This window comes from Nocardia sp. MH4 (assembly GCF_019266065.1).
In the GTDB taxonomy this organism is placed as follows: Bacteria; Actinomycetota; Actinomycetes; order Mycobacteriales; family Mycobacteriaceae; genus Nocardia; species Nocardia canadensis.
In genome coordinates this window covers 14507-32748 of the sequence record NZ_LPNR01000075.1, presented here as the reverse complement: position 1 = coordinate 32748, position 18242 = coordinate 14507, and the positions used below count along the sequence as shown (strand labels likewise).

At 69.9% G+C, this 18242-nt stretch carries 16 protein-coding genes; 5 read left to right on the top strand and 11 right to left on the bottom strand.

The genetic code is table 11. The annotated features are described in order from the left end of the window. Window positions 1–71: 71 nt before the first annotated feature. Window positions 72–650 carry an aminoacyl-tRNA hydrolase gene (gene pth / locus ATM97_RS07540; RefSeq protein ID WP_218717223.1) on the bottom strand — a complete coding sequence of 193 codons (579 nt, stop codon included), beginning with the start codon at window positions 648–650 and terminating at the stop codon, window positions 72–74. Window positions 651–674: 24 nt separating this feature from the next. Continuing rightward, window positions 675–1295, bottom strand: a complete 621-nt coding sequence (locus ATM97_RS07535) for a 50S ribosomal protein L25/general stress protein Ctc (protein ID WP_218717222.1) — start codon at window positions 1293–1295, stop codon at window positions 675–677. 391 nt (window positions 1296–1686) lie between these two features. On the opposite strand from ATM97_RS07535, the gene ATM97_RS07530 reads away from it, so the two are divergent. Then, on the top strand, window positions 1687–3327 hold the full coding sequence (locus tag ATM97_RS07530; RefSeq protein ID WP_218717221.1) for a peptide chain release factor 3: 1641 nt from the start codon (window positions 1687–1689) through the stop codon (window positions 3325–3327). A gap of 23 nt (window positions 3328–3350) precedes the next feature. Here the strand turns inward: ATM97_RS07530 and ATM97_RS07525 are convergent, their stop codons facing one another. Together ATM97_RS07525 and ATM97_RS34250 are read right to left on the bottom strand one after the other, a co-directional pair. Then, window positions 3351–3899: a nuclear transport factor 2 family protein gene (locus tag ATM97_RS07525; RefSeq protein ID WP_218717235.1), complete on the bottom strand. Its 549-nt coding sequence runs from the start codon at window positions 3897–3899 to the stop codon at window positions 3351–3353. 267 nt (window positions 3900–4166) lie between these two features. Beyond that, entirely contained in the window at window positions 4167–5039 is an 873-nt protein-coding gene (locus tag ATM97_RS34250; protein ID WP_308248403.1) for an Abi-alpha family protein, read from the bottom strand. Window positions 5040–5473: 434 nt separating this feature from the next. On the opposite strand from ATM97_RS34250, the gene ATM97_RS07515 reads away from it, so the two are divergent. Both ATM97_RS07515 and ATM97_RS07510 read left to right on the top strand, forming a co-directional pair. Next, complete coding sequence (locus ATM97_RS07515; RefSeq protein ID WP_255587347.1) at window positions 5474–6688, top strand: DUF445 domain-containing protein; 1215 nt, start codon at window positions 5474–5476, stop codon at window positions 6686–6688. After that, window positions 6679–7575 carry an Abi-alpha family protein gene (locus tag ATM97_RS07510; protein WP_255587346.1) on the top strand — a complete coding sequence of 299 codons (897 nt, stop codon included), beginning with the start codon at window positions 6679–6681 and terminating at the stop codon, window positions 7573–7575. The genes ATM97_RS07515 and ATM97_RS07510 overlap by 10 nt, the downstream gene beginning before the upstream one ends. A 58-nt stretch (window positions 7576–7633) precedes the next feature. Here the strand turns inward: ATM97_RS07510 and ATM97_RS07505 are convergent, their stop codons facing one another. Further along, window positions 7634–9418, bottom strand: a complete 1785-nt coding sequence (locus tag ATM97_RS07505; protein WP_218717219.1) for an ABC-F family ATP-binding cassette domain-containing protein — start codon at window positions 9416–9418, stop codon at window positions 7634–7636. Window positions 9419–9586: 168 nt separating this feature from the next. On the opposite strand from ATM97_RS07505, the gene ATM97_RS07500 reads away from it, so the two are divergent. Then, window positions 9587–10438, top strand: coding sequence for an LLM class flavin-dependent oxidoreductase (locus tag ATM97_RS07500; protein ID WP_218717218.1), 852 nt, complete (start codon window positions 9587–9589; stop codon window positions 10436–10438). A 3-nt stretch (window positions 10439–10441) separates the two neighbouring features. On the opposite strand, the gene ATM97_RS07495 is transcribed toward ATM97_RS07500, so the two are convergent. Beyond that, window positions 10442–11377 (bottom strand): 4-(cytidine 5'-diphospho)-2-C-methyl-D-erythritol kinase, encoded by a 936-nt coding sequence (locus ATM97_RS07495; protein ID WP_218717217.1) that lies wholly within the window; start codon window positions 11375–11377, stop codon window positions 10442–10444. A 186-nt stretch (window positions 11378–11563) separates the two neighbouring features. Between ATM97_RS07495 and ATM97_RS07490 the strand changes: the two genes are divergently transcribed. Then, entirely contained in the window at window positions 11564–11770 is a 207-nt protein-coding gene (locus ATM97_RS07490; protein ID WP_218717216.1) for a heavy-metal-associated domain-containing protein, read from the top strand. A gap of 371 nt (window positions 11771–12141) precedes the next feature. Here the strand turns inward: ATM97_RS07490 and rsmA are convergent, their stop codons facing one another. The 5 genes from rsmA to ATM97_RS07465 all read right to left on the bottom strand — a co-directional run bounded on the left by rsmA (window position 12142) and on the right by ATM97_RS07465 (window position 18093). Continuing rightward, the gene (gene rsmA, locus ATM97_RS07485; protein ID WP_218717215.1) at window positions 12142–13023 is read right to left on the bottom strand and encodes a 16S rRNA (adenine(1518)-N(6)/adenine(1519)-N(6))-dimethyltransferase RsmA; all 882 of its coding nucleotides are present in this window, start codon (window positions 13021–13023) and stop codon (window positions 12142–12144) included. 34 nt (window positions 13024–13057) lie between these two features. Then, window positions 13058–14212, bottom strand: a complete 1155-nt coding sequence (locus tag ATM97_RS07480; protein WP_218717214.1) for a lipase family protein — start codon at window positions 14210–14212, stop codon at window positions 13058–13060. A 119-nt stretch (window positions 14213–14331) separates the two neighbouring features. Beyond that, on the bottom strand, window positions 14332–15489 hold the full coding sequence (locus ATM97_RS07475; protein WP_218717213.1) for a lipase family protein: 1158 nt from the start codon (window positions 15487–15489) through the stop codon (window positions 14332–14334). A gap of 113 nt (window positions 15490–15602) precedes the next feature. Further along, complete coding sequence (locus ATM97_RS07470; RefSeq protein ID WP_218717212.1) at window positions 15603–16748, bottom strand: alpha/beta fold hydrolase; 1146 nt, start codon at window positions 16746–16748, stop codon at window positions 15603–15605. Between the two features lie 217 nt (window positions 16749–16965). Further along, the gene (locus tag ATM97_RS07465; RefSeq protein WP_218717211.1) at window positions 16966–18093 is read right to left on the bottom strand and encodes a resuscitation-promoting factor; all 1128 of its coding nucleotides are present in this window, start codon (window positions 18091–18093) and stop codon (window positions 16966–16968) included. Between the last annotated feature and the right edge of the window lie 149 nt (window positions 18094–18242).

The following is an 18242-nucleotide window of genomic DNA, read 5'->3' as shown; positions in this document are numbered from 1 at the left end:
GCGACGTAGGAGCAAGCAACGGTGCCTGACCGGCGGGACCGGAAGGGCCGCGAACTCGAGCGCACCAGCGCTCAATGTAATTGGTTCTGGGCGGTTTCCAGCCCGACCTTCAGCAAGAGCTCGACCGCGTCGGCGGCCTGCTCGACGATCACCGGGACCTCTTTGCGCTCCGGGGCCGCGAACGGCTTGAGCACGTAGTCGGCCGGGTCCTGACGACCGGGCGGGCGGCCGATGCCGATCCTGGTGCGCAGGTAGTCCTTGGTGGTCAGGGCCTGGGAGATCGAGCGCAGGCCGTTGTGGCCGCCCTCGCCGCCGCCTTGCTTGAGCCGGATGGTGCCGAACGGCAGATCGAGCTCGTCGTGGACCACGATGACCTGGTCGACGGGCACCGAGAAGAACTTGGCCAGCGCGGCCACCGGCCGACCGGACAGGTTCATGTAGGTGCGCGGCTTGGCGATCAGGATCTGGCGCCCGTCCAGGCGGGCCTGCAGCAGATCCGCGCCGGACTTCTTGTGCACGGCAAAACGGCCGCCGACGCGCTCGGCGAGCACGTCGGCGACCAGGAAGCCCACATTGTGGCGGGTGCGCTCGTATTCGGGGCCGGGGTTACCCAGCCCCACCACGAGTGCGGGCCCGGAGGATTCGGTCATGCGCCGAACCGTAGTGCAGGAGTCTTACTCGGACTCGGGAGCCGACTCGGCGGTCTCCTCGGCGGCGGTGCCTTCGCCCTCTTCGTCGAGCTGCGCGGCCGACGGCGCGGCGATGACGTTGACGATCAGGGCCTCCGGGTCACCGGCGAGGGTCACGCCCGCGGGCAGCTCGATGCTGCCGGCCAGGATCTGGGTGCCCGGCTCGATGCCCTCGACCGAGATCTCGATGGACTCGGGCAGCTTCAGCGCGTCGGCCTCGATGGACAGGGTGGTGGCTTCCTGGGTGATCAGGGTGCCGGAGGCGGCGTCGCCGGTGACCACGACGTTGACGTCGGTGGTGACGCGCTCGCCACGCTTGACGATCAGCAGGTCGGCGTGCTCGATGTAGCGGCGGATCGGGTGGACCACGACCGACTTGGTCATCGCGAGCTGCTGCTTGCCGTCGACGACGAGGTTCAGGATGGCGTTGGTGCCGTGGGTACGCAGGATGGCGGCGAAGGCCTTGGCGTCCAGGCTCAGGTGCTGCGGCTCGGCCTGGTGGCCGTACAGCACGGCGGGCACGTTGCCGTCGCGACGGGTACGGCGAGCGGCGCCCTTACCGAATTCGGTGCGGACGGCGGCTTCGATCTGGTTCACGTCGGACATGACTGAATGCGCTCCTACGGCTCTTCCGGGCTGGTCAGGTGGGGCGACCCATCTGCGGGGTCAACGTCTACTCGTCGGACGAAGAACGAACGAGGACGACCGGGAAGGCCGAGCCGCGTCGATCACGGTGAGTACAACCACTAGGGGCAACTCACCCTCGCCGAGACAACCCGACCACCATACCGCATCGGCATATCCACAGAAAAACGGCCCCACCTGCCGCCGCGAAGCCGCGCGACACCATCCACCGCGACGACCACGGGTTTGCGGCCGCCTCGCATCCGAGGCTCGAAGCGTAACGCCGAAGGCGTAGTCTCGAGCCTCGGATGCGAGGCCCGAAGGGCCGCAAACCCCGCGGCACCAGCCGCCATAAACACAGTGAGGTTCTGCGTTGACCGAGTCCGGAGAGAGCGCCGCCCCCACCCCGCGCGGACTACCCGCCGAGGTCGCGCGCCGCCGCACCTTCGCCGTGATCTCGCACCCCGACGCGGGTAAGTCGACGCTGACCGAGGCGCTGGCACTGCACGCCAAGATGATCTCCGAGGCGGGCGCCATCCACGGTAAGGCCGGGCGCAAGTCGACCGTGTCGGACTGGATGGAGATGGAGAAGGCGCGCGGCATCTCGGTGAGCTCGACCGCGCTGCAGTTCAACTACCGCGCCGCCGGGTCCGACGTCGACAACGTCATCAACCTGGTCGATACCCCCGGCCACTCCGACTTCTCCGAGGACACCTACCGCGTGCTCACCGCGGTCGACGCCGCGGTCATGCTGATCGACGCGGCCAAGGGCCTCGAGCCGCAGACGCTGAAGCTGTTCCAGGTCTGCCGCCACCGGGGCATCCCGGTCATCACCGTCATCAACAAGTGGGACCGCCCCGGTCAGGCGCCGCTGGAGCTGCTCGACGAGATCAGCGAGCGCATCGGCCTCACCCCCACCCCGCTGTTCCTGCCGGTCGGCATCGCCGGCGACTTCCGCGGCCTGCTGCGGCGCGGCCCCGAGGGCGAGGCGAGCGAGTACATCCACTTCACCCGCACCGCGGGCGGCGCGACCATCGCCCCCGAGGAATCGCTGACCCCGGCCGAGGCCGAGGCACGCGAGGGCGAGGCCTGGACGACCGCCGCCGAGGAGAGCGAACTGCTCTCGGCCACCGGGCAGGACCACGACCAGGAGCTGTTCCTGGCCGGGCAGACCTCACCGGTCATCTACGCCTCGGCGATGCTGAACTTCGGTGTGCGCCAGCTGCTGGAGACGCTGGTGGCGCTGGCGCCCGCACCGGGCCCGCGGGCCGATGTGGCGGGCAAGGACCGCGCGACCGGCGACCCGTTCAGCGCGGTGGTCTTCAAGGTGCAGGCGGGCATGGACACCGCGCACCGCGATCGGCTGGCGTTCATGCGGATCGTCTCCGGTGAGTTCGAGCGCGGCATGGTCGTCACGCACGCGCAGACCGGTCGTCCGTTCGCCACCAAGTACGCGCTGACCGTGTTCGGCCGCGAGCGCACCACCGTCGACACCGCCTACCCGGGCGACGTGGTCGGCTTGGTGAACGCCACCGCGCTCGCGCCTGGCCACACCCTGTTCGTGGACAAGAAGGTGGAGTTCCCGCCGATCCCGAGCTTCGCCCCCGAACATTTCGCGACGCTGCGCGCGCAGAGCGCGGGCAAGTACAAGCAGTTCCGCAAGGCCATCGACCAGCTCGACTCCGAGGGCGTGGTGCAGGTGCTGCGCAACGACGCCCGCGGCGACGCCTCGCCGGTGCTGGCGGCGGTCGGCCCGATGCAGTTCGAGGTCGTCACCGCTCGCATGCAGGCGGAGTTCAATGTGGAAACCCAGCTGGATTTCCTGCCCTTCACTTTGGCCAGGCGCACCGACGCGGAATCGGCGCCGGAATTGGATCGCCAGCGCGGCGTCGAGGTGTTCACTCGGACCGACGGCGCGATTCTCGCGCTGTTCAGCGACAAATGGCGGCTGCAGTACATCGAGAAAGAGCATCCGAAGCTCACGCTCGAGCCACTGGTCGCGACCGCGGACTAACTGGTCGACTGTCTGAGTCGGCGTCAGGCGGCCGGTCCGGGGTTGCGCTCCACCGAGGAGATGTGATTCTCCTGGGCGATCATCCCCCAGCGGCTCGCGGTCAGCCGCAGACTGGGCAGATCACTGAGCGAGAGCACCACCTCGTAGGTGCGCTCGTACCCGGTGTGCGCGATGCGCCAGTGACCGTCCTCGCAGCGGACGTAGCGGTCGGTATAGAAAGCCGCGCCGCGCAGGCACATGTTGTGCTCGGGGATGATCACCGTGTCGGCCAGGTACCAGGTGCCGGTCGCGGTGTCGCCGTCGACATCGATCTCCGGATGGTCGCAGCGATGCTCGGTGATGACGTGCGGGCCGAGGGTGTTGCGCAGGAAGGCCAGGAAGGCCTCGCGCGACTCGAACTGCAGGTATTCGCTGTAGGTGGCGGTCGCCTCGGGGATCAGGGTGTCGGCGAACTCGTCCCAGGACTTGGTGTCGAGGGCCCGCAGATAGCGGAATTTGAGCCGGCTGATCGCGATCAGGTCGTCAGGGTGATCGGGCGGGCGCTGGACCGGTTCGGGCTGCTGTTCATCCATCGCGTCCGCGGGCGGCATCTCGGCCATCCGATCCTCCCCCGTCTCCATCCCGGCGACCAGTGGAGCGTCGTCACCGGGCAGCAGCGGACCGGGCCGCGCCGAGGTGGGCGCGACGGGATCGTCGACGCGCACGCTCGGAGATCCGGGACCCTGCTCCATCCCTCCACGATCCCACTGAAACGAGCGCAGTGCCGGATCTGTATCTGATCGCTATCACTGCCGACACCGGAGCGTGACCTCCGGCGCCGCCTGCCCGCGCTGTCTCAGCTACCCGATGGTGAAGCAGGTGCGGCAGAAGTCCTCGCCGAATTCCGACAGGCGCAGGCTCTTGCGGACGATCTTCGGCGCGCGGCCGGCCTTCTTGAGCGCCTCCTCGACCACCGGCTGCACTTCGAGCACCATGTAGCGGCTCAGCACCACCGGATCCTCGGAGGTGAACGTCAGGCCGAGGCGGTTGAGGTTGATCAGATAGGAGCGGGCCCGATCGGGGTAGCGCACGCCGGCCTGCTCGGGCACCGAGGTCAGATCGCCCTGCACCAGCTCCGAGCCGATACCGAGCGGGCGGTTGGTGCGCACGTCGACCGAGGGCTGCGGACCGTTGAGCGCCATGAACCGCAGGATGCGGGCCTCGTCGGGCGCGATCTCGTCGAGGATGCGGTCATAGGCCGGGTGCACGTCCTCGGTGAAGTAGACGTCGGCCGAGCGGGCCAGCAGCGCGTCGCCGCGGCGACGCAGGTCCTCGGTGCTGGCCGAGCGCAGGTAGGGACCGACGGTGATGGCCTGCTGGGTGGACCCGTTGGGCGTCGGCACGTAGCTGACGATCTCGCGCACCGACCCCTCGGTGACACCGAGCGCGCTGCGCGCGATCGAGCGCAGGGCGTTGCCGGTGCGCTCGGCGATGTCGGCCGAGGACTCGCCGTCCAGGGCCGCCTGGGCCAGTTCCTTGGTCACCTCGTAGGTGGTGCCGACCGCCCATTGGCTGCCGCGCACCGCGGTGCCCGCCGCCAATCCGGCGGCGCGGAACACCCCGCGGATCAACCGGGCTTCATTACTGATCTGTCGCTGCTCGACATCCGAGCTGCGCTCGACGGCGCGGGTACCGGCACGGGCCAGGTCCTGTCCGGTCCTGTCGTCTGTCACGTCCTACTCCGAAGTCTCGCATGGGAACGATCGCCCACAGATTATTGCCCGACCACGCTCCAAGCACAGTGCGTACGCAGCGCGCCCCCTGTACGCGCTGGTTGTGGCCTGTCACCAAATGTGGTGGTGCTCATTGTTCCGACTCGCCTGGGCGAATACGGCATTCGGGACAGGTTCTGTGACTGATGTCTCAGACACTACCCTGTGGCCTGGCGCACGACGAATGGACCCAGTTCCGCACCTCACAGTAGGGTCACCGCGGCACGGGGGTGCTAATTTTGGGTGCCGGTGAGGCGGTGATCACCGGGTTACGGCAGGAGGGTGTCGTGTTGGAGAGTGTGTTCGGGTTACATCCGACACTCCTGCTAGAAATTCTGACTATTCCTCTTTTCACAGGAATAATCGGCTACATCACGAACTGGACCGGCATTCTGATGCTGTTCCAGCCGATCAAGTTCCACGGCGTGAAGCTGCCCGGTTTGCGCGCGATCTTCCCGTATCTGCCCAAGCGGATCCAGGTGTTGCCGCTGCTCAGCTATGACGGGCGGATCGGCTGGCAGGGCATCGTGCCCTCGCGCGCCGACAAGATGGCCAGCATCGCGGTCGACAAGGGGCTGTCCAAGCTCGGCAGCGTGTCCGACTTCTACCGCGAGCTCGATCCGGAGAAGCTGGCCGAACATCTGGCCGAGGTCGCCGACGCCCAGATCAGCGATATCGTCGAGGTGATCCTGCGCCGCGAGCACCCGCAGCTCTGGTACAACCTGCCCACCCAGGTGCGCGAGATGGTGCATCAGCGGGTGCGCTCGCAACTGCCGGAGATCCTGCGCGAACTCACCATCGAACTCGGCACCAATATCGATCAGCTGCTCGATGTGAAGCAGATGGTCATCCGATATTTCCAGGCGCGACCGCAATTGCTCAACCAGTTGTTCCAGGTGCTCGGCGCCAAGGAGCTGCGGTTCATGCAGAACTTCGGCTTCTATTTCGGCGCGCCCTGCGGTCTGCTGCTGGTGCTCGCGCTGCACACCACCGGCCTCTCGCCGCTGATCGTGCTGCCCATCGGCGGGATCATCATCGGCTGGGTGGTCAACTGGGTCGGCATCAACATGATCTTCGCCCCCGCGACGCCCAAGTGGTGGTGCCCGTGGCGGCAGGGTCTGCTGATCAAGCGTCAGCCCGAGATCACCGCCGGATACGCCGAACTCGTCTCCACCGAGGTGGTCACCGTCGCCAACATCGGCGACGAACTGCTCAACGGCCCGCGCTCGGACCGCACCCTGCAGATGCTCGAGGACACCCTGCGTCCGGCCGCCGACCGCGCGCTCGGCCCGGCCCGGCCAGCGGTGAAGTTCATGCTCGGCAGCCGCGAGTACGACTCGCTACAGTCCACCCTCACCGCCGAGGCGATGACGATCGCGCCGATGGCCTTCGCCGACCCGGCGTTCAACGTCCAACAGGGCAGGCAGGTCAACGAATACATCGCCCGGCAAATGTCCGCACTTTCCCCACACGACTTCGTGGACATGCTGCGTTCGGCCATCAAACAGGACGAATGGTTGCTTTTCGTCCATGGCGGCGCGCTGGGGCTGCTCGCCGGATACGCTCATATCCTGGTCTTCGGAACTGGAGTGGCGACTACATGGATATAGACGACGGGACCCCGTCCACCGAACTGGTGCGACGCGCGGTACCGCCGATCGAAGCCATCGGTGACCGGCGTGGCGTGCTGCCCGTCTCGCCGGTGCGCACGGTACGGGCGGCGACCGGGGTCGCGCGGGTCGCGCTCACCGCGGCCTCGGGGATGACCCTGTGGACCCTCGACACCGCCCTCGGCGTGACGGTCACCGTCCTGCGCGGCAGCATGGCGGGCGCCCCGCCCAAGGATGTCCTCGCCGAAGCCGAAGGCGAAGTGCGCGACCGGCTCCGGCACGCGCTCGGCTTGCCCGTCGGCACCGAGCACTCCGGCGACGGCGGTATGCCGACGCTGCGCGAACAGGGCGCCGAGCTGCTGCGCCTGTCGGCCAGCACGCACGCGGCCCAGCCCGATACCCACCCCGCCTACCCCGGCATCCTCGCCGAGATCACCCCCGACGAGGCCCGGATCCTGCGGTTCATGCACGTCGACGGACCGCAGCCCGCGCTCGATGTGCGCACCGGACGCCAGCGGGCGTTCGGCGGCGAGCGCCTGATCAGCGGCCTCACCCTGATCGGCGAGCATGCCGGTCTGCGCTTCCCGAACCGGGTGCCGCAATACCTGCCCAACCTGCGCAGGCTCGGGCTCATCGAGTCCACCCGCGAACCGGTCGGCAATCCGAGCCGCTACCAGCTCATCGAGGCGCAGGAGCAGGTGCGCGACGCGCTCAAGCGCGGCTTCGGCACCAAGGTGAGCTACCGCAGCATCATCCTCACCGAATTCGGCGCCGACTTCGTGCAGACCTGCCTGCCCGTCGTCATCGCCGAAGGGCGCGAGACTGTCCCGCCTCCCCGCGATTTCGGGCCGGACTCAGGCGCTGGGTCACGACGCGTCGGCGGCTGACGGTCGCTCGCCGGAGCGGTCAGCCCGTGCCCGGCGAGTTACCCCTGTCCCTCCGTGATCAGTGGTCCTCGGCCAGTTCCAGCCATCGTTCTTCGGCGGCTTCCTTTTCCGCGACGACCTCTTTGAGTTCGGCGCCGAGCTTGACCAGCTTGTCCGGGTCGGTGGCGGCATCGGCCAAGGCGACGTGCAGTTTCTGTTCGCGCTCGTCGAGTTTGGCGATGCTGCGCTCGAGCCGCGACAGCTCCTTGCGGGCGGCGCGGCGGTCGGCCGAATCCGTGGTCGCGGCGGACGGTTTCGCGGCGGCGGGCTTGGCCGGGGCGGCCAGCGTGGCCCGCTTGGTGAGGTACTGGTCGATGCCACCGGGCAGGTTGGTCAGCTTGCCGTCGCCGAACAGCGCCCAGGTGGTGTCGCAGATGCGCTCGACCAGGTAGCGGTCGTGGCTGATGACGACCAGCGTGCCCGCCCAGTTGTCGAGCAGGTCCTCCAGCTGCTGCAGGGTATCGATATCGAGGTCGTTGGTCGGCTCGTCGAGCAGCAGGACGTTCGGCTCCGCCATCAGGATGCGGGTCAGCTGCAGGCGGCGTCGCTCGCCACCGGACAGGTCGCCGACCGGTGTTCGCTGCCGGGCGGGGGTGAAACCGAGCCGCTCGGCCAGCTGACCGGCCGAGATCTCCTTGTCGCCGAGCATGATTCGCTGGGCGACCTGCTGCACGGCCTCGAGCACCCGCATGTCGGTGGGCAGGTCGTCGAGTTCCTGGCGCAGCCAGCCGATCTGAACGGTCTGGCCCTGGATGCGCTTGCCCGCGGCGGGTTCGGCGTCGCCGGCCAGGGCGCGCAGCAGCGTGGTCTTGCCCGAGCCGTTGACCCCGACCAGACCGACCCGCTCACCCGGCGCGAGCCGCCAGGTCAGATCGTCGACCAGCACGCGGCCGTCGGGGGTGGTGAGCGTGGCGTCCTCGAGTTCGATCACCACGCGGCCCAGGCGCTTGCGCGCGAACGCGGCCAGCGAGACCGAGTCGCGCGGCGGCGGCACGTCGGCGATCAGCGCCTCGGCGGCTTCCACGCGGTAGCGCGGCTTGGAGGTGCGGGCCTTGGCGCCGCGACGCAGCCAGGCCAGTTCCTTGCGGGCCAGGTTCTGGCGGCGGGACTCGGTGGCGTCGGCCTGACGGGCGCGTTCGGCGCGGGCGAAGATCCAGTCGCCGTAGCCGCCCTCGTAGGTCTCCACCTTGCCGCCCACGACCTCCCAGGTGCGGGTGGCGACGGTGTCGAGGAACCAGCGATCGTGGGTGACGACGACGAGCGCGGTGCGCCGGGCGACCAGGTGCTCGGCCAGCCACTGCACGCCCTCGATGTCGAGGTGGTTGGTCGGCTCGTCGAGAACGAGCAGGTCCAGGTCGCGCACCAGCGCGGCGGCCAGCGCGACGCGGCGGCGCTCGCCACCGGAGAGGTTCGTGACCGGGGTGTCCAGGCCGAGATCGGCGATGCCGATGCCGTCGAGCACCGAGCGGATGCGCGCGTCGGCGGCCCATTCGTGTTCGGCGATGTCGACGGTGGACAGATCGTCGGAGAGTCCGGCGAGCACGATGGAACCGATGGTGGCGCCGTCGGGCAGCACGCCGCGCTGGGTGACCACGGCCATCCGCAGTCCGCCGACCCGGCTCACCCGGCCGCTGTCGGGCTGCTCCAGCCCGGTCAGCACCTCGAGCAGCGTCGTCTTGCCGCCGCCGTTGAGACCGACCACCCCGATCCGCTCTCCCGCGTGCACACCGAGCGAGACGTCGTCCAGCAGCGGCTTGATGCCGAAGCTCTTGGAGACCTGTTCGAGGTTGATCAGGTTGGACATAGGTGTTGCTCGCCCGCCTTCCGCGCGACTGTGGGGCCGTGACGAGCCTACTTGCCCGGTCGTCGGCCGTCCGAGCCGCGCCACCTTGCGCTACGAACGATGTTCGTTTAACGTCGTTCGTAGCGAACAACGTTCGACACGAACGACGTTCTTTCCCCGGAGGATTCCATGCATATCGGCCTCGGCCTCCCCATTTCCGATCCGCCCGCCCTGTTCGACTGGGCCCGCCGCGCCGACGACGGCCCCTTCTCCACCCTCGGCCTGCTCGACCGGCTGGTCTACGACAACCCCGAACCGCTCGTCACCCTGGCCGCTCTGGCCGGCGCCACCCGCCGCATCCGATTGCAGACCGAGGTGCTGCTGGCCCCGCTGCGCGAGACCGCGCTGCTGGCCAAGCAGGCCGCCACCCTCGACGTACTGTCGGGCGGCCGGTTCGTCCTCGGCGTCGGCGTCGGCGGACGCGCCGACGACCACCTCGCCGCGGGCACCGAGCTGCGGACTCGCGGGCGCCGCCTCGACGAGCAGATCGGCCTGCTCCACCGCCTCTGGGCCGGCGAATCGTTCGGCCCCGAGTGCGGACCGATCGGCCCCGTCCCGCGCTCCCCCGCCGGTCCCGAGCTGCTGTTCGGCGGCTTCCAGCCCGCCGCGCTCGACCGCGTCGGCCGCTGGGGCGGCGGGTTCCTCGCCGCCGCGCCGCCGTCGTGGGCGGGCAACCTGTTCGACACCGTGCGCCGCTCCTGGAAAGACCACGGCCGCATCGGCGCGCCGCGGATCGTCGCCCAGGTCAATGTGGCCGTCGGTGACGACGACCTGATCGCCGACGCCCGCGCGGCCATGGGCGCCTACTACGCCTTCGCCGGTGATCGCTCGAAGTTCATGCTCGACGGGCTGCTCACCACACCCGACGCCATCCGCTCGACCATCGCGCGATTCGACGAGCTCGGCGCCGACGAGGTGATGCTCTACTGCTACGGCCGCGACGCCGACCAGGTCGACCGGCTCGCCGACGTCATCGGCTGACGCTCAGTGCTTCCCGTGCGCCTCGGTGTCGAGCACCCGCGCCCCCGGCACCGGACCGCTGGCCGTGCGCACACTGCGGCAGACGCCGGCACCGGCCAGTTCGGCCGCCACCGCGATCGCCGCCTCCTCGGTCTCGCACAGGAACGCGCAGGTGGGGCCGGACCCCGAGACCAGTCCGGCGAGCGCACCCGCCCCGACCCCGGCGCGCAGGGTGCGCCGCAGCTCCGGCTTCAGCGACAGCGCCGCGGCTTGCAGATCGTTGCCGAGCAGCGGCGCCAGCGTGCGCGCGTCGCCCGCGGCCAGCGCCTGCATGAGTTTCTGCGGATCGCCCAGCCGCGGCGGGTCGCCCTCGGCACGCAGTCGATCGAGTTCCCGGAAGACCGACGGGGTGGACAGGCCATCCTTGGCCAGCGCCAGGACCCAGTGAAAGGTGTTGCGCGAGAGCACCGGAAGCAGCCGCTCGCCGCGGCCGGTGCCGAGCGCGGTGCCACCATGCAGCGCGAACGGGACGTCGCTGCCGAGTTCGGCGGCCACCGCGGACAGCTCGTCGCGGCCCAGCCCCAGATCCCACAGTTCGTTCAAACCGACCAGCGCGGCGGCCGCGTCGGCGCTGCCGCCCGCCATGCCGCCGGCGACCGGAATACCCTTGGCGATGGCGATCTCCACCAGCGGCGCGCGTCCGGCCAGATGCGCCAGGCGAACCGCGGCCTTCCAGACCAGGTTCTCCCGATCCGTCGGCACCTCGGCCGCACCCTCGCCGGTGACCCGCACCGCCAGCGACGCCGACGGGGCGAGTTCGAGCTCGTCGGCCAGCGACAACGCCTGGAAGACCGTGGTCAGGTCGTGGTAGCCATCCGGACGCAGATCACCGACTCCGAGATGCAGGTTCACCTTCGAAGGAGCGCGCACGACGACCGGGCTGGGCACAACTGACAGCACGATCACCAAGCGTAACGGGTTACCCCGACGAGTACCCGCGCTGAATCCGCGCCCCACCGGGCAGGGAGAGCCACGCCACAGCAGGTGGCCGGGCAGGGGCTTGCGCCTAATACCCATGGGGGGTATGTTCGTTCGTGTCGGGGACATACCCCTGGACCGTATGATCGAAGAGCGAAGGAGTCGGCCATGGCCACCACCACCTACACCGTCACGGGGATGACCTGCGGACACTGCGTGAGCTCGGTCAAGCAGGAGATCGGCAAGATCGATGGTGTCACCAGCGTCGATGTCGACCTGGCCAGCGGTCTCGTCAAGGTCGACAGCACGAACGAGCTGACCGAGTCCGAGGTCGCCGCCGCCGTCGACGAGGCGGGCTACGCGCTGGCTGAGTAGAAGGCGGCTGGCGCCGCGGGTTTTCGGCCTCGTGACCTCGCGTCCGAGGGGCGATACTGCGCCTTCGGCGTTACGTCTCGCTCCTCGGACGCGAGGCGGCCGAAAACGTGGTGGTGCGGAGGGCGCGTTTACCGATGGTTCATTCGGGGGCTGGACGCCATGAATCATCCACAGCGTCATCCACATCTGCGTCCGGCGGCGTGCCGTCGGTGGTTTTCGTCCCGGACCGGTGACGTCGTTCGTGCATCATGATCAACTCCGGCGGCGGCGAAAACCGGTTGTCCACAATTGCTTTCACAGGGTGCGCGCGTGAGTCCCGATGAACAGCCGGTGTACTGGAGGTTCGGCTGCGCGCGCCCGCGATTCGCGGATCAGCCCTGGGCGGCCAGGCGGACGAACGCCGCGGTGTCGAGCGTCTCACCGCGGGCGGTCGGATCGATGCCGGCCGCCACCAACCTGCGCTCGGACTCCGTGGGCGAGCCCGCCCAGCCGGACAGCGCCGAGCGCAACGTCTTTCGGCGCTGCGCGAACGCGGCGTCGATCACCTCGAACACGCGACGGCGATGCGCCTCGTCCATCGGCCACGGCGGCTCGGCGTAGCGATCGATACGGACCAGGCCCGATTCGACGCGCGGCACCGGCCAGAAGACCTGCGTGCCGACCGCGCCGGCGCGCCGCACCTTGCCGAAGAAGCCGGCCTTGACGCTCGGCACGCCGTAGACCCGGTTGCCCGGTTCGGCGGCCAGCCGGTCGGCCACCTCGGCCTGCACCATCACCAGCGACACCTGGATGCTCGGCAGCACCGCGAGCAGGTGCAACAGCACCGGGACCGCCACGTTGTAGGGCAGATTCGCGACCAGCGCGGTCGGCTCGGCGGGCAGCTGGTCGGGACGCACGCGCAGCGCGTCGGCCTCGACGACCCGCAGGCGATCGACCAGGCCGGGAGCGCGATCGGCGACGGTCTCGGGCAGGTAGTTGGCCAGCACCGGGTCGATCTCGACGGCAACCACTTGGTCGACGACGTCGAGCAGCGCCAGGGTCAGCGAGCCCAAACCGGGACCGACCTCGAGCACGGTGTCGCGCGGACCGACGCCCGCGGCGGTGACGATGCGGCGCACCGTGTTCGCGTCGTGCACGAAGTTCTGCCCGAGCTGTTTGGTCGGCCGGACGCCGAAACGTTCGGCCAGCGTCCGCACCTCGGCGGGACCGAGCAATGCGGCGCTACCGCGCGCGGGAATCTCTGGTTCGGGCACCGCTAGAACCTACCAACCCGGCCGATCGAGCAGCTCAGCGCTGCGGCGGGGCGGCGTGGACACGCGCGAGGAAGGCGTCCATCGCCGCGCGCTGCTCCGCCGAGACCGAGCCGTGCGTGCCCGTGCCGGGGATCACCTGCTGGTCGACGCCGTTGGCCGCGAACTGCGCGACCAGTGCCGCGTGCAGCGGGGACGGCACGATCGTGTCGGTGACGTTCATGGTCAGCAGGATCGGGGCGTCGTAGCCGCTGGTCGGCAGAGTCATGTAGGCGGCGAGGACATCGCGCAGGCCGGTCAGCGGGCGGGCGAGCAGCTCACGCGCCGACAAGCCCTTGACCGAGGCGATGATCTCGTCCAGGCAGCGCTCACCCGCCGCGTCGACGAGCGACTTGCCCAGCGGCGTCAGATAGGAGTCGACGTCGGCCTCGGGGTGGGTGGCGCGCAGCCCGGCCAGGATGCTGACGACGAACGAGGTCGCCGCCGACAGCACCGGGATCTCCGGCAGGTCGGGGCCGATGAACGGCAGCACCTTCTCCACGTCGGAGGCGGCGTCGACCGCGATGGTGCCGCGGAAATCCAGCTCGGGGGCGTAGCTCTGCTGCACGTGCCCGGTGCTCAGGGCGGCGTGCCCGCCCTGCGAGACGCCGAGCACGCTCCAGGTGCGCGACAGGCCGGGATCGGCGGCGCGGGCGGCCCGGACCAGATCGATGGTGGCGGTCGCCTCGCTGCGCACCTCGAGATACGGGTGCGGGCCGGTCTCGAAACGGCCGAGGCCCAGGTAGTCCGGGGCGACCACGGCGTAGCCCTGATCGACGAATCGCTTGATCAGCGCGTCCTCGGCGGCGCGATGCTGCGGCAGCGCCGCCAGTTCGGGGTCGGCCTGGCCGCCGCAGCCGGGACCCGAGCCCGAGGTGCCGTGGTCGTAGGCCAGGATCGGCCAGCCGGTGGCCGGGGCCTCACCGTCCGGGAGATAGACCGCGCCGCTGGCCGGGCGCGCGACGCCGGCCGAGTCGGTCATCCAGTACTCGACGACCGAGCCGCGCGCGAGGCCGTGCCAGCCCGCCGGTTTCGGCTCGACGCCGATGAGCGAGCCGGGCGACTGCGCCGCGGCGGGGGCGAAGGTGGCGGCGGTGAGCGCGCACGCCGTGACTGCGGCGACCACCGTCGCGCGGATCGGGTTCTTCAGCACGGATCCATCTCTCCACCGGCGACCAGGACCTGGACGAGTGTACAGATTCACGCCCGGTGCGCCCGTCGATCCGAACCCGATGTCGCCGAGGCGGTTCGGGCCCGGATCGGTCCCGGGATTCAGCGCTGCGGCGGCGCCTGGTGGACGCGGTCGACGAAATCGGCGAGCGCGTCCTTCATCTGCTGGTTGAGCACGGTGTGCTGACCGAAACCGGTGACCGCCTCGAAGTCCACACCACCGGCCGCGAATTGGGCGACCAGCGCGGCGTGCAGCGGCGAGGGCACCACCGCGTCGGTCGCGTTGATCAGCAACAGGATCGGGGCGTCGTATCCGCTGGTCGGCACGGTCATGTACGCGGCGAGCGCGGTCCGCAGCGGGCCCTCCGACAGCGGCCGCGCGAACAACTCGCCCAGACCGAGCCCGGCGAGATCGGCCACGATCCCATCGATGCACTGCCCGCCCGCGGCATCGACGATCTCCTTGCCCTTGGGCGTGAGGTAGGAGTCCACCTCCGCCTCGGGATGGGTGGCGCGCAGCCCGGCCAGGATGCTGACGGTGAACGCCGACAGACCCGCGGCGCCCTCGGCCTCGGGGAACCACGGGCCGAGCAGCGGCAGCGCCTTCTCGACATCGGAGGCCGGGTCGACGGCGACGGTGCCGCGGAAGTCGAGTTCGGGTGCGTAGCTCGCCTGCAGGTGCGCCGTGCCGAGCGCGGCGTGGCCGCCCTGCGAGGCGCCGACGACGCTCCAGGTGCGCGAGAGTTCGGGCGTGGCCGCCCGGGCGGCGCGTACCAGGTCGATCGTGGCCGTGGCCTCGCTGCGCACCTCGAGGTACGGGTGCGGACCGGTGTCGAAGCGGCCCAGCCCCAGGTAGTCCGGCGCGACGACGGCGAAGCCCTGCTCGACCAGGCCCTGGATCAGCGCGTCCTCGGCGGCGCGGTTCACCGGAAGTGGCGCGAGATCGGGATCGGCCTGGCCGCCGCAACCGGGCCCGGAGCCGAGGGTGCCGTGGTCGTAAGCGATGATCGGCCAGCCGGTGGCGGGCGCGTCGCCCTCGGGCAGGAACAGCGCACCGCTGGCGGGACGCTCGACACCGGCCGAGTCCAGGGTCGTGTATTCGACGACCGAGCCACGCGACATCCCGTGCCATCCGACGGGTCGCGGTTCGACAGCGAGCACTCCGCCCGGTTCCGCCGAAGCGGGCGCGTGGGTGGCGCTCACCAGCGCGGCGGCGGTGACGGCGGCTGCGATGGCAGCGCGGCTCAGGGTCTTCGGCATCAGGGGGTGACCTTTCCGGCCGATCGGGAGCAACGAACTGGACGATCGTACAGTTCGCCGATCGGTAGCCAGGACACCGCTCAGGACCTGCAATGGAGCGAGCGTGGGGCAGATCAGCGCGCCCGGGCCAGGAATTCGTCGACCGCGGCGATCATCGCCGGGTTCAGCTCACAGTGTTTGCCGGTACCGACGACAGATGTGTAGTCGACACCGTTCGCGGTGAACTGGGCGGCCAGCGCGGCGTGCAGCGGCGAGGGCACCGTGCGGTCGGTGGCGTTGACGAGCAGCAGGATCGGGGCGTCGTAGCCGCTGGTCGGGACGGCCATGTAGTCGGCCATCACCGAGCGCAACGGCTCCTCGCCGAGCGAGCGGGTGAGCAACTGACCGAGCGTGAGATCGGCGACCCGCTCGTCGATCGCGTCCTGGCACAGCGTGCCGATCTCGTCGAGGACCTGGCGTCCCAGCGGGCTGAGGTAGCTGTCGACCTGCGCATCCGGCCTGGCCGCGCGCAGACCGGCCAGAATACTCACCGAGAAACCGAGGATGCCGCCGCTGACCCGATCCGGATTACCCGGCCCGAGCAGGGTGGCCACCTTCTCGACATCGGATTCCGGGTCGATGGCGATGGTTCCGCGGAAGTCCAGCTCCGGCGCGTAACTCGCCTGCCGGTGGCCGGTGCCGAGCGCGGCCTGCCCGCCCTGCGACATGCCCGCCGCCACCCACACCGGCGACAGATCCGAGCGCACCGAACGCGCCGCCCGCAGCAGGTCCAGAGTGGCGGTGGCCTCGGTGTCGATGCCCAGATACGGATGCGGCCCCGTGTCGAACCGCCCGAGCCCCAGGTAATCCGGCGCGACGACGGCATACCCCTGCGCCACCAGATGCCGCAGGAACTCGTCCTGCGGCGCCTGCGACTCCGGCCAGGGCGCGCCCGCCGGATCGGACTGCCCACCGCAGCCCGCGCCGAGCCCGGTCGTCCCGTGGTCGAAGGCGACTACCGGCCAGCCGCCGGCGGGCGCGTCACCCTCGGGCAGATACAGCGCCCCGCTCGCCGGCTGCGTCACCCCGCCGACACCCCGGGTCCAGTAGTCGACGACCTGTGCGCCGGACATCCCGTGGAATCCGTCGGCCTGCGGAATCACCGCGATCACCGTCCCCGGCGTCTGCGCGTGCGCGGGCGTCATCGGCACGCACACCCCGGCACCGGCCGCCAACACGATCGCGACAGCCGCCCGCCGCCAGGCCGAAACCCCACGCATCACAACCACCCTCGACTCGACGAGCCGGGACAACGCACGAGACACAGACCCGGCGAAACGAGTGCAACCTACCGTGCCAACTCCCCGGGTCAACCCGACCCGCCGAACAACCCCGGATAGATACCCATCCCACCTACCCAGCTCCACCCGCCCGACCCCGAGGAGGGGCAGGCCGACGAAGTCGGCCGCGACTCGAGCGCGCCAGCGCTCCGACAACTCAGCTCAGGCCGAGGCGTCCTGTGCACGCGGGCCAGGCGCCCCAGCCCTGGCGGGCGCGGGTGACCTCGGCGATGGCGATCTGCTCTTCGCGGGTGGCCAGGTCGGCGCGGGGGGCGTACTTCAGGCCGCCCTGGCGCTCCCAGGTGCTCTGGTCGAACTGGATGCCGCCGTAGTAGCCGTTGCCGGTGTTGATGGCCCAGTTGCCGGTCGACTCGCAGCGCGCGAGCGCGTCCCAGATCGCGCCGTCGCGCACCGGCGGCACCTCGGTGCCCGGCTTGGCGCCCTTGCGGATGGTCTTGGGCTGGGCGGGGGTGATGACATTGGAGTTGGTCTGCACGCGGCTGGACTCGACGCCGTTGGTCAGGGTGACGGCGAAGGTCGCCTCGTGCAGCCCGGCCACGCCCGGGTTCTCCACGACCGTGCGGCTCATGTTCATGGTCGGGTCCTCGATCACCAGCTCGGTGGGATCGAGCGGCAGGGTCTCGGTGCGCTGTTCGACGCGCTGCCGGGTGACGGTGACCTTCATACCCTCGGTGAGCGGTGTATCGGCGGCTGGCTCGGTGAAGTCCTGATCCTCGAGCGGAATGCCCGCGGCGGTGAGGAATTCGCCGATGGTGGCGGCGGCCAGGCGCACGTCGACCGGGGCGGCGCCGCCGTCGGCGAGCGAGACCGTGCGCGGGGTGTACACGCTGAGCGCGGCGCCGGCCAGCGGCAGCTTCTCGGTGCGGGTCGGCACGACATGGGTGTCGGCCGGGATCTGCATCTGCGCCAGCGCGTCGCCCGCGGTCAGACCCGTGGTCCACACCTTGCGCTCGGCGCCGTCGACGGAGACGGTGATCTCGCGGCCGCGATTGAGCGTGATGGTGGCGCCGTCGGCGACCTTGCTCCCGGCGGCCGGGGTCACGGCGTCGTGCTCGGAGAGCTCGTAGCCCGCGTCGGCCAGGACGGCGCGCACGTCGCGGGACATGGTGGTCAGCTCGGTCCGCTCACCGTCGACGACCAGGGCGACCGTCTTGTGGTTCACGATGGCCAAGGAGGCACCGACCATGAGAATCAGCAGCATGGCCGCCACCGCCGCGTACAGCAGCGGCGAGCGAGACGAGTTGATCCGCGCAAAAGCCGACATGGTTACAGAACGATAACGAGTAGGTTTGCCTCGGACAACACCGAGCGCCCCGATCAGCGGGATCGCAGGTCACGATTCGATATAGACGTCGCTGGTAGATAACGACTATGACCGGCGAATGTGACCCGAAACACGTTTGATGTCCAGCC

Bases quoted from the DNA above. Each gene is read 5' to 3' on its own strand.
- pth (WP_218717223.1), bottom strand. From the start codon at position 650: ATGACCGAATCCTCCGGGCCCGCACTCGTGGTGGGGCTGGGTAACCCC.
- ATM97_RS07535 (WP_218717222.1), bottom strand. From the start codon at position 1,295: ATGTCCGACGTGAACCAGATCGAAGCCGCCGTCCGCACCGAATTCGGT.
- ATM97_RS07525 (WP_218717235.1), bottom strand. From the start codon at position 3,899: ATGGATGAACAGCAGCCCGAACCGGTCCAGCGCCCGCCCGATCACCCT.
- ATM97_RS07515 (WP_255587347.1), top strand. From the start codon at position 5,474: ATGCTGTTCCAGCCGATCAAGTTCCACGGCGTGAAGCTGCCCGGTTTG.
- ATM97_RS07510 (WP_255587346.1), top strand. From the start codon at position 6,679: ATGGATATAGACGACGGGACCCCGTCCACCGAACTGGTGCGACGCGCG.
- ATM97_RS07505 (WP_218717219.1), bottom strand. From the start codon at position 9,418: ATGTCCAACCTGATCAACCTCGAACAGGTCTCCAAGAGCTTCGGCATC.
- ATM97_RS07500 (WP_218717218.1), top strand. From the start codon at position 9,587: ATGCATATCGGCCTCGGCCTCCCCATTTCCGATCCGCCCGCCCTGTTC.
- ATM97_RS07490 (WP_218717216.1), top strand. From the start codon at position 11,564: ATGGCCACCACCACCTACACCGTCACGGGGATGACCTGCGGACACTGC.
- ATM97_RS07475 (WP_218717213.1), bottom strand. From the start codon at position 15,489: ATGCCGAAGACCCTGAGCCGCGCTGCCATCGCAGCCGCCGTCACCGCC.
- ATM97_RS07470 (WP_218717212.1), bottom strand. From the start codon at position 16,748: ATGCGTGGGGTTTCGGCCTGGCGGCGGGCGGCTGTCGCGATCGTGTTG.
- ATM97_RS07465 (WP_218717211.1), bottom strand. From the start codon at position 18,093: ATGTCGGCTTTTGCGCGGATCAACTCGTCTCGCTCGCCGCTGCTGTAC.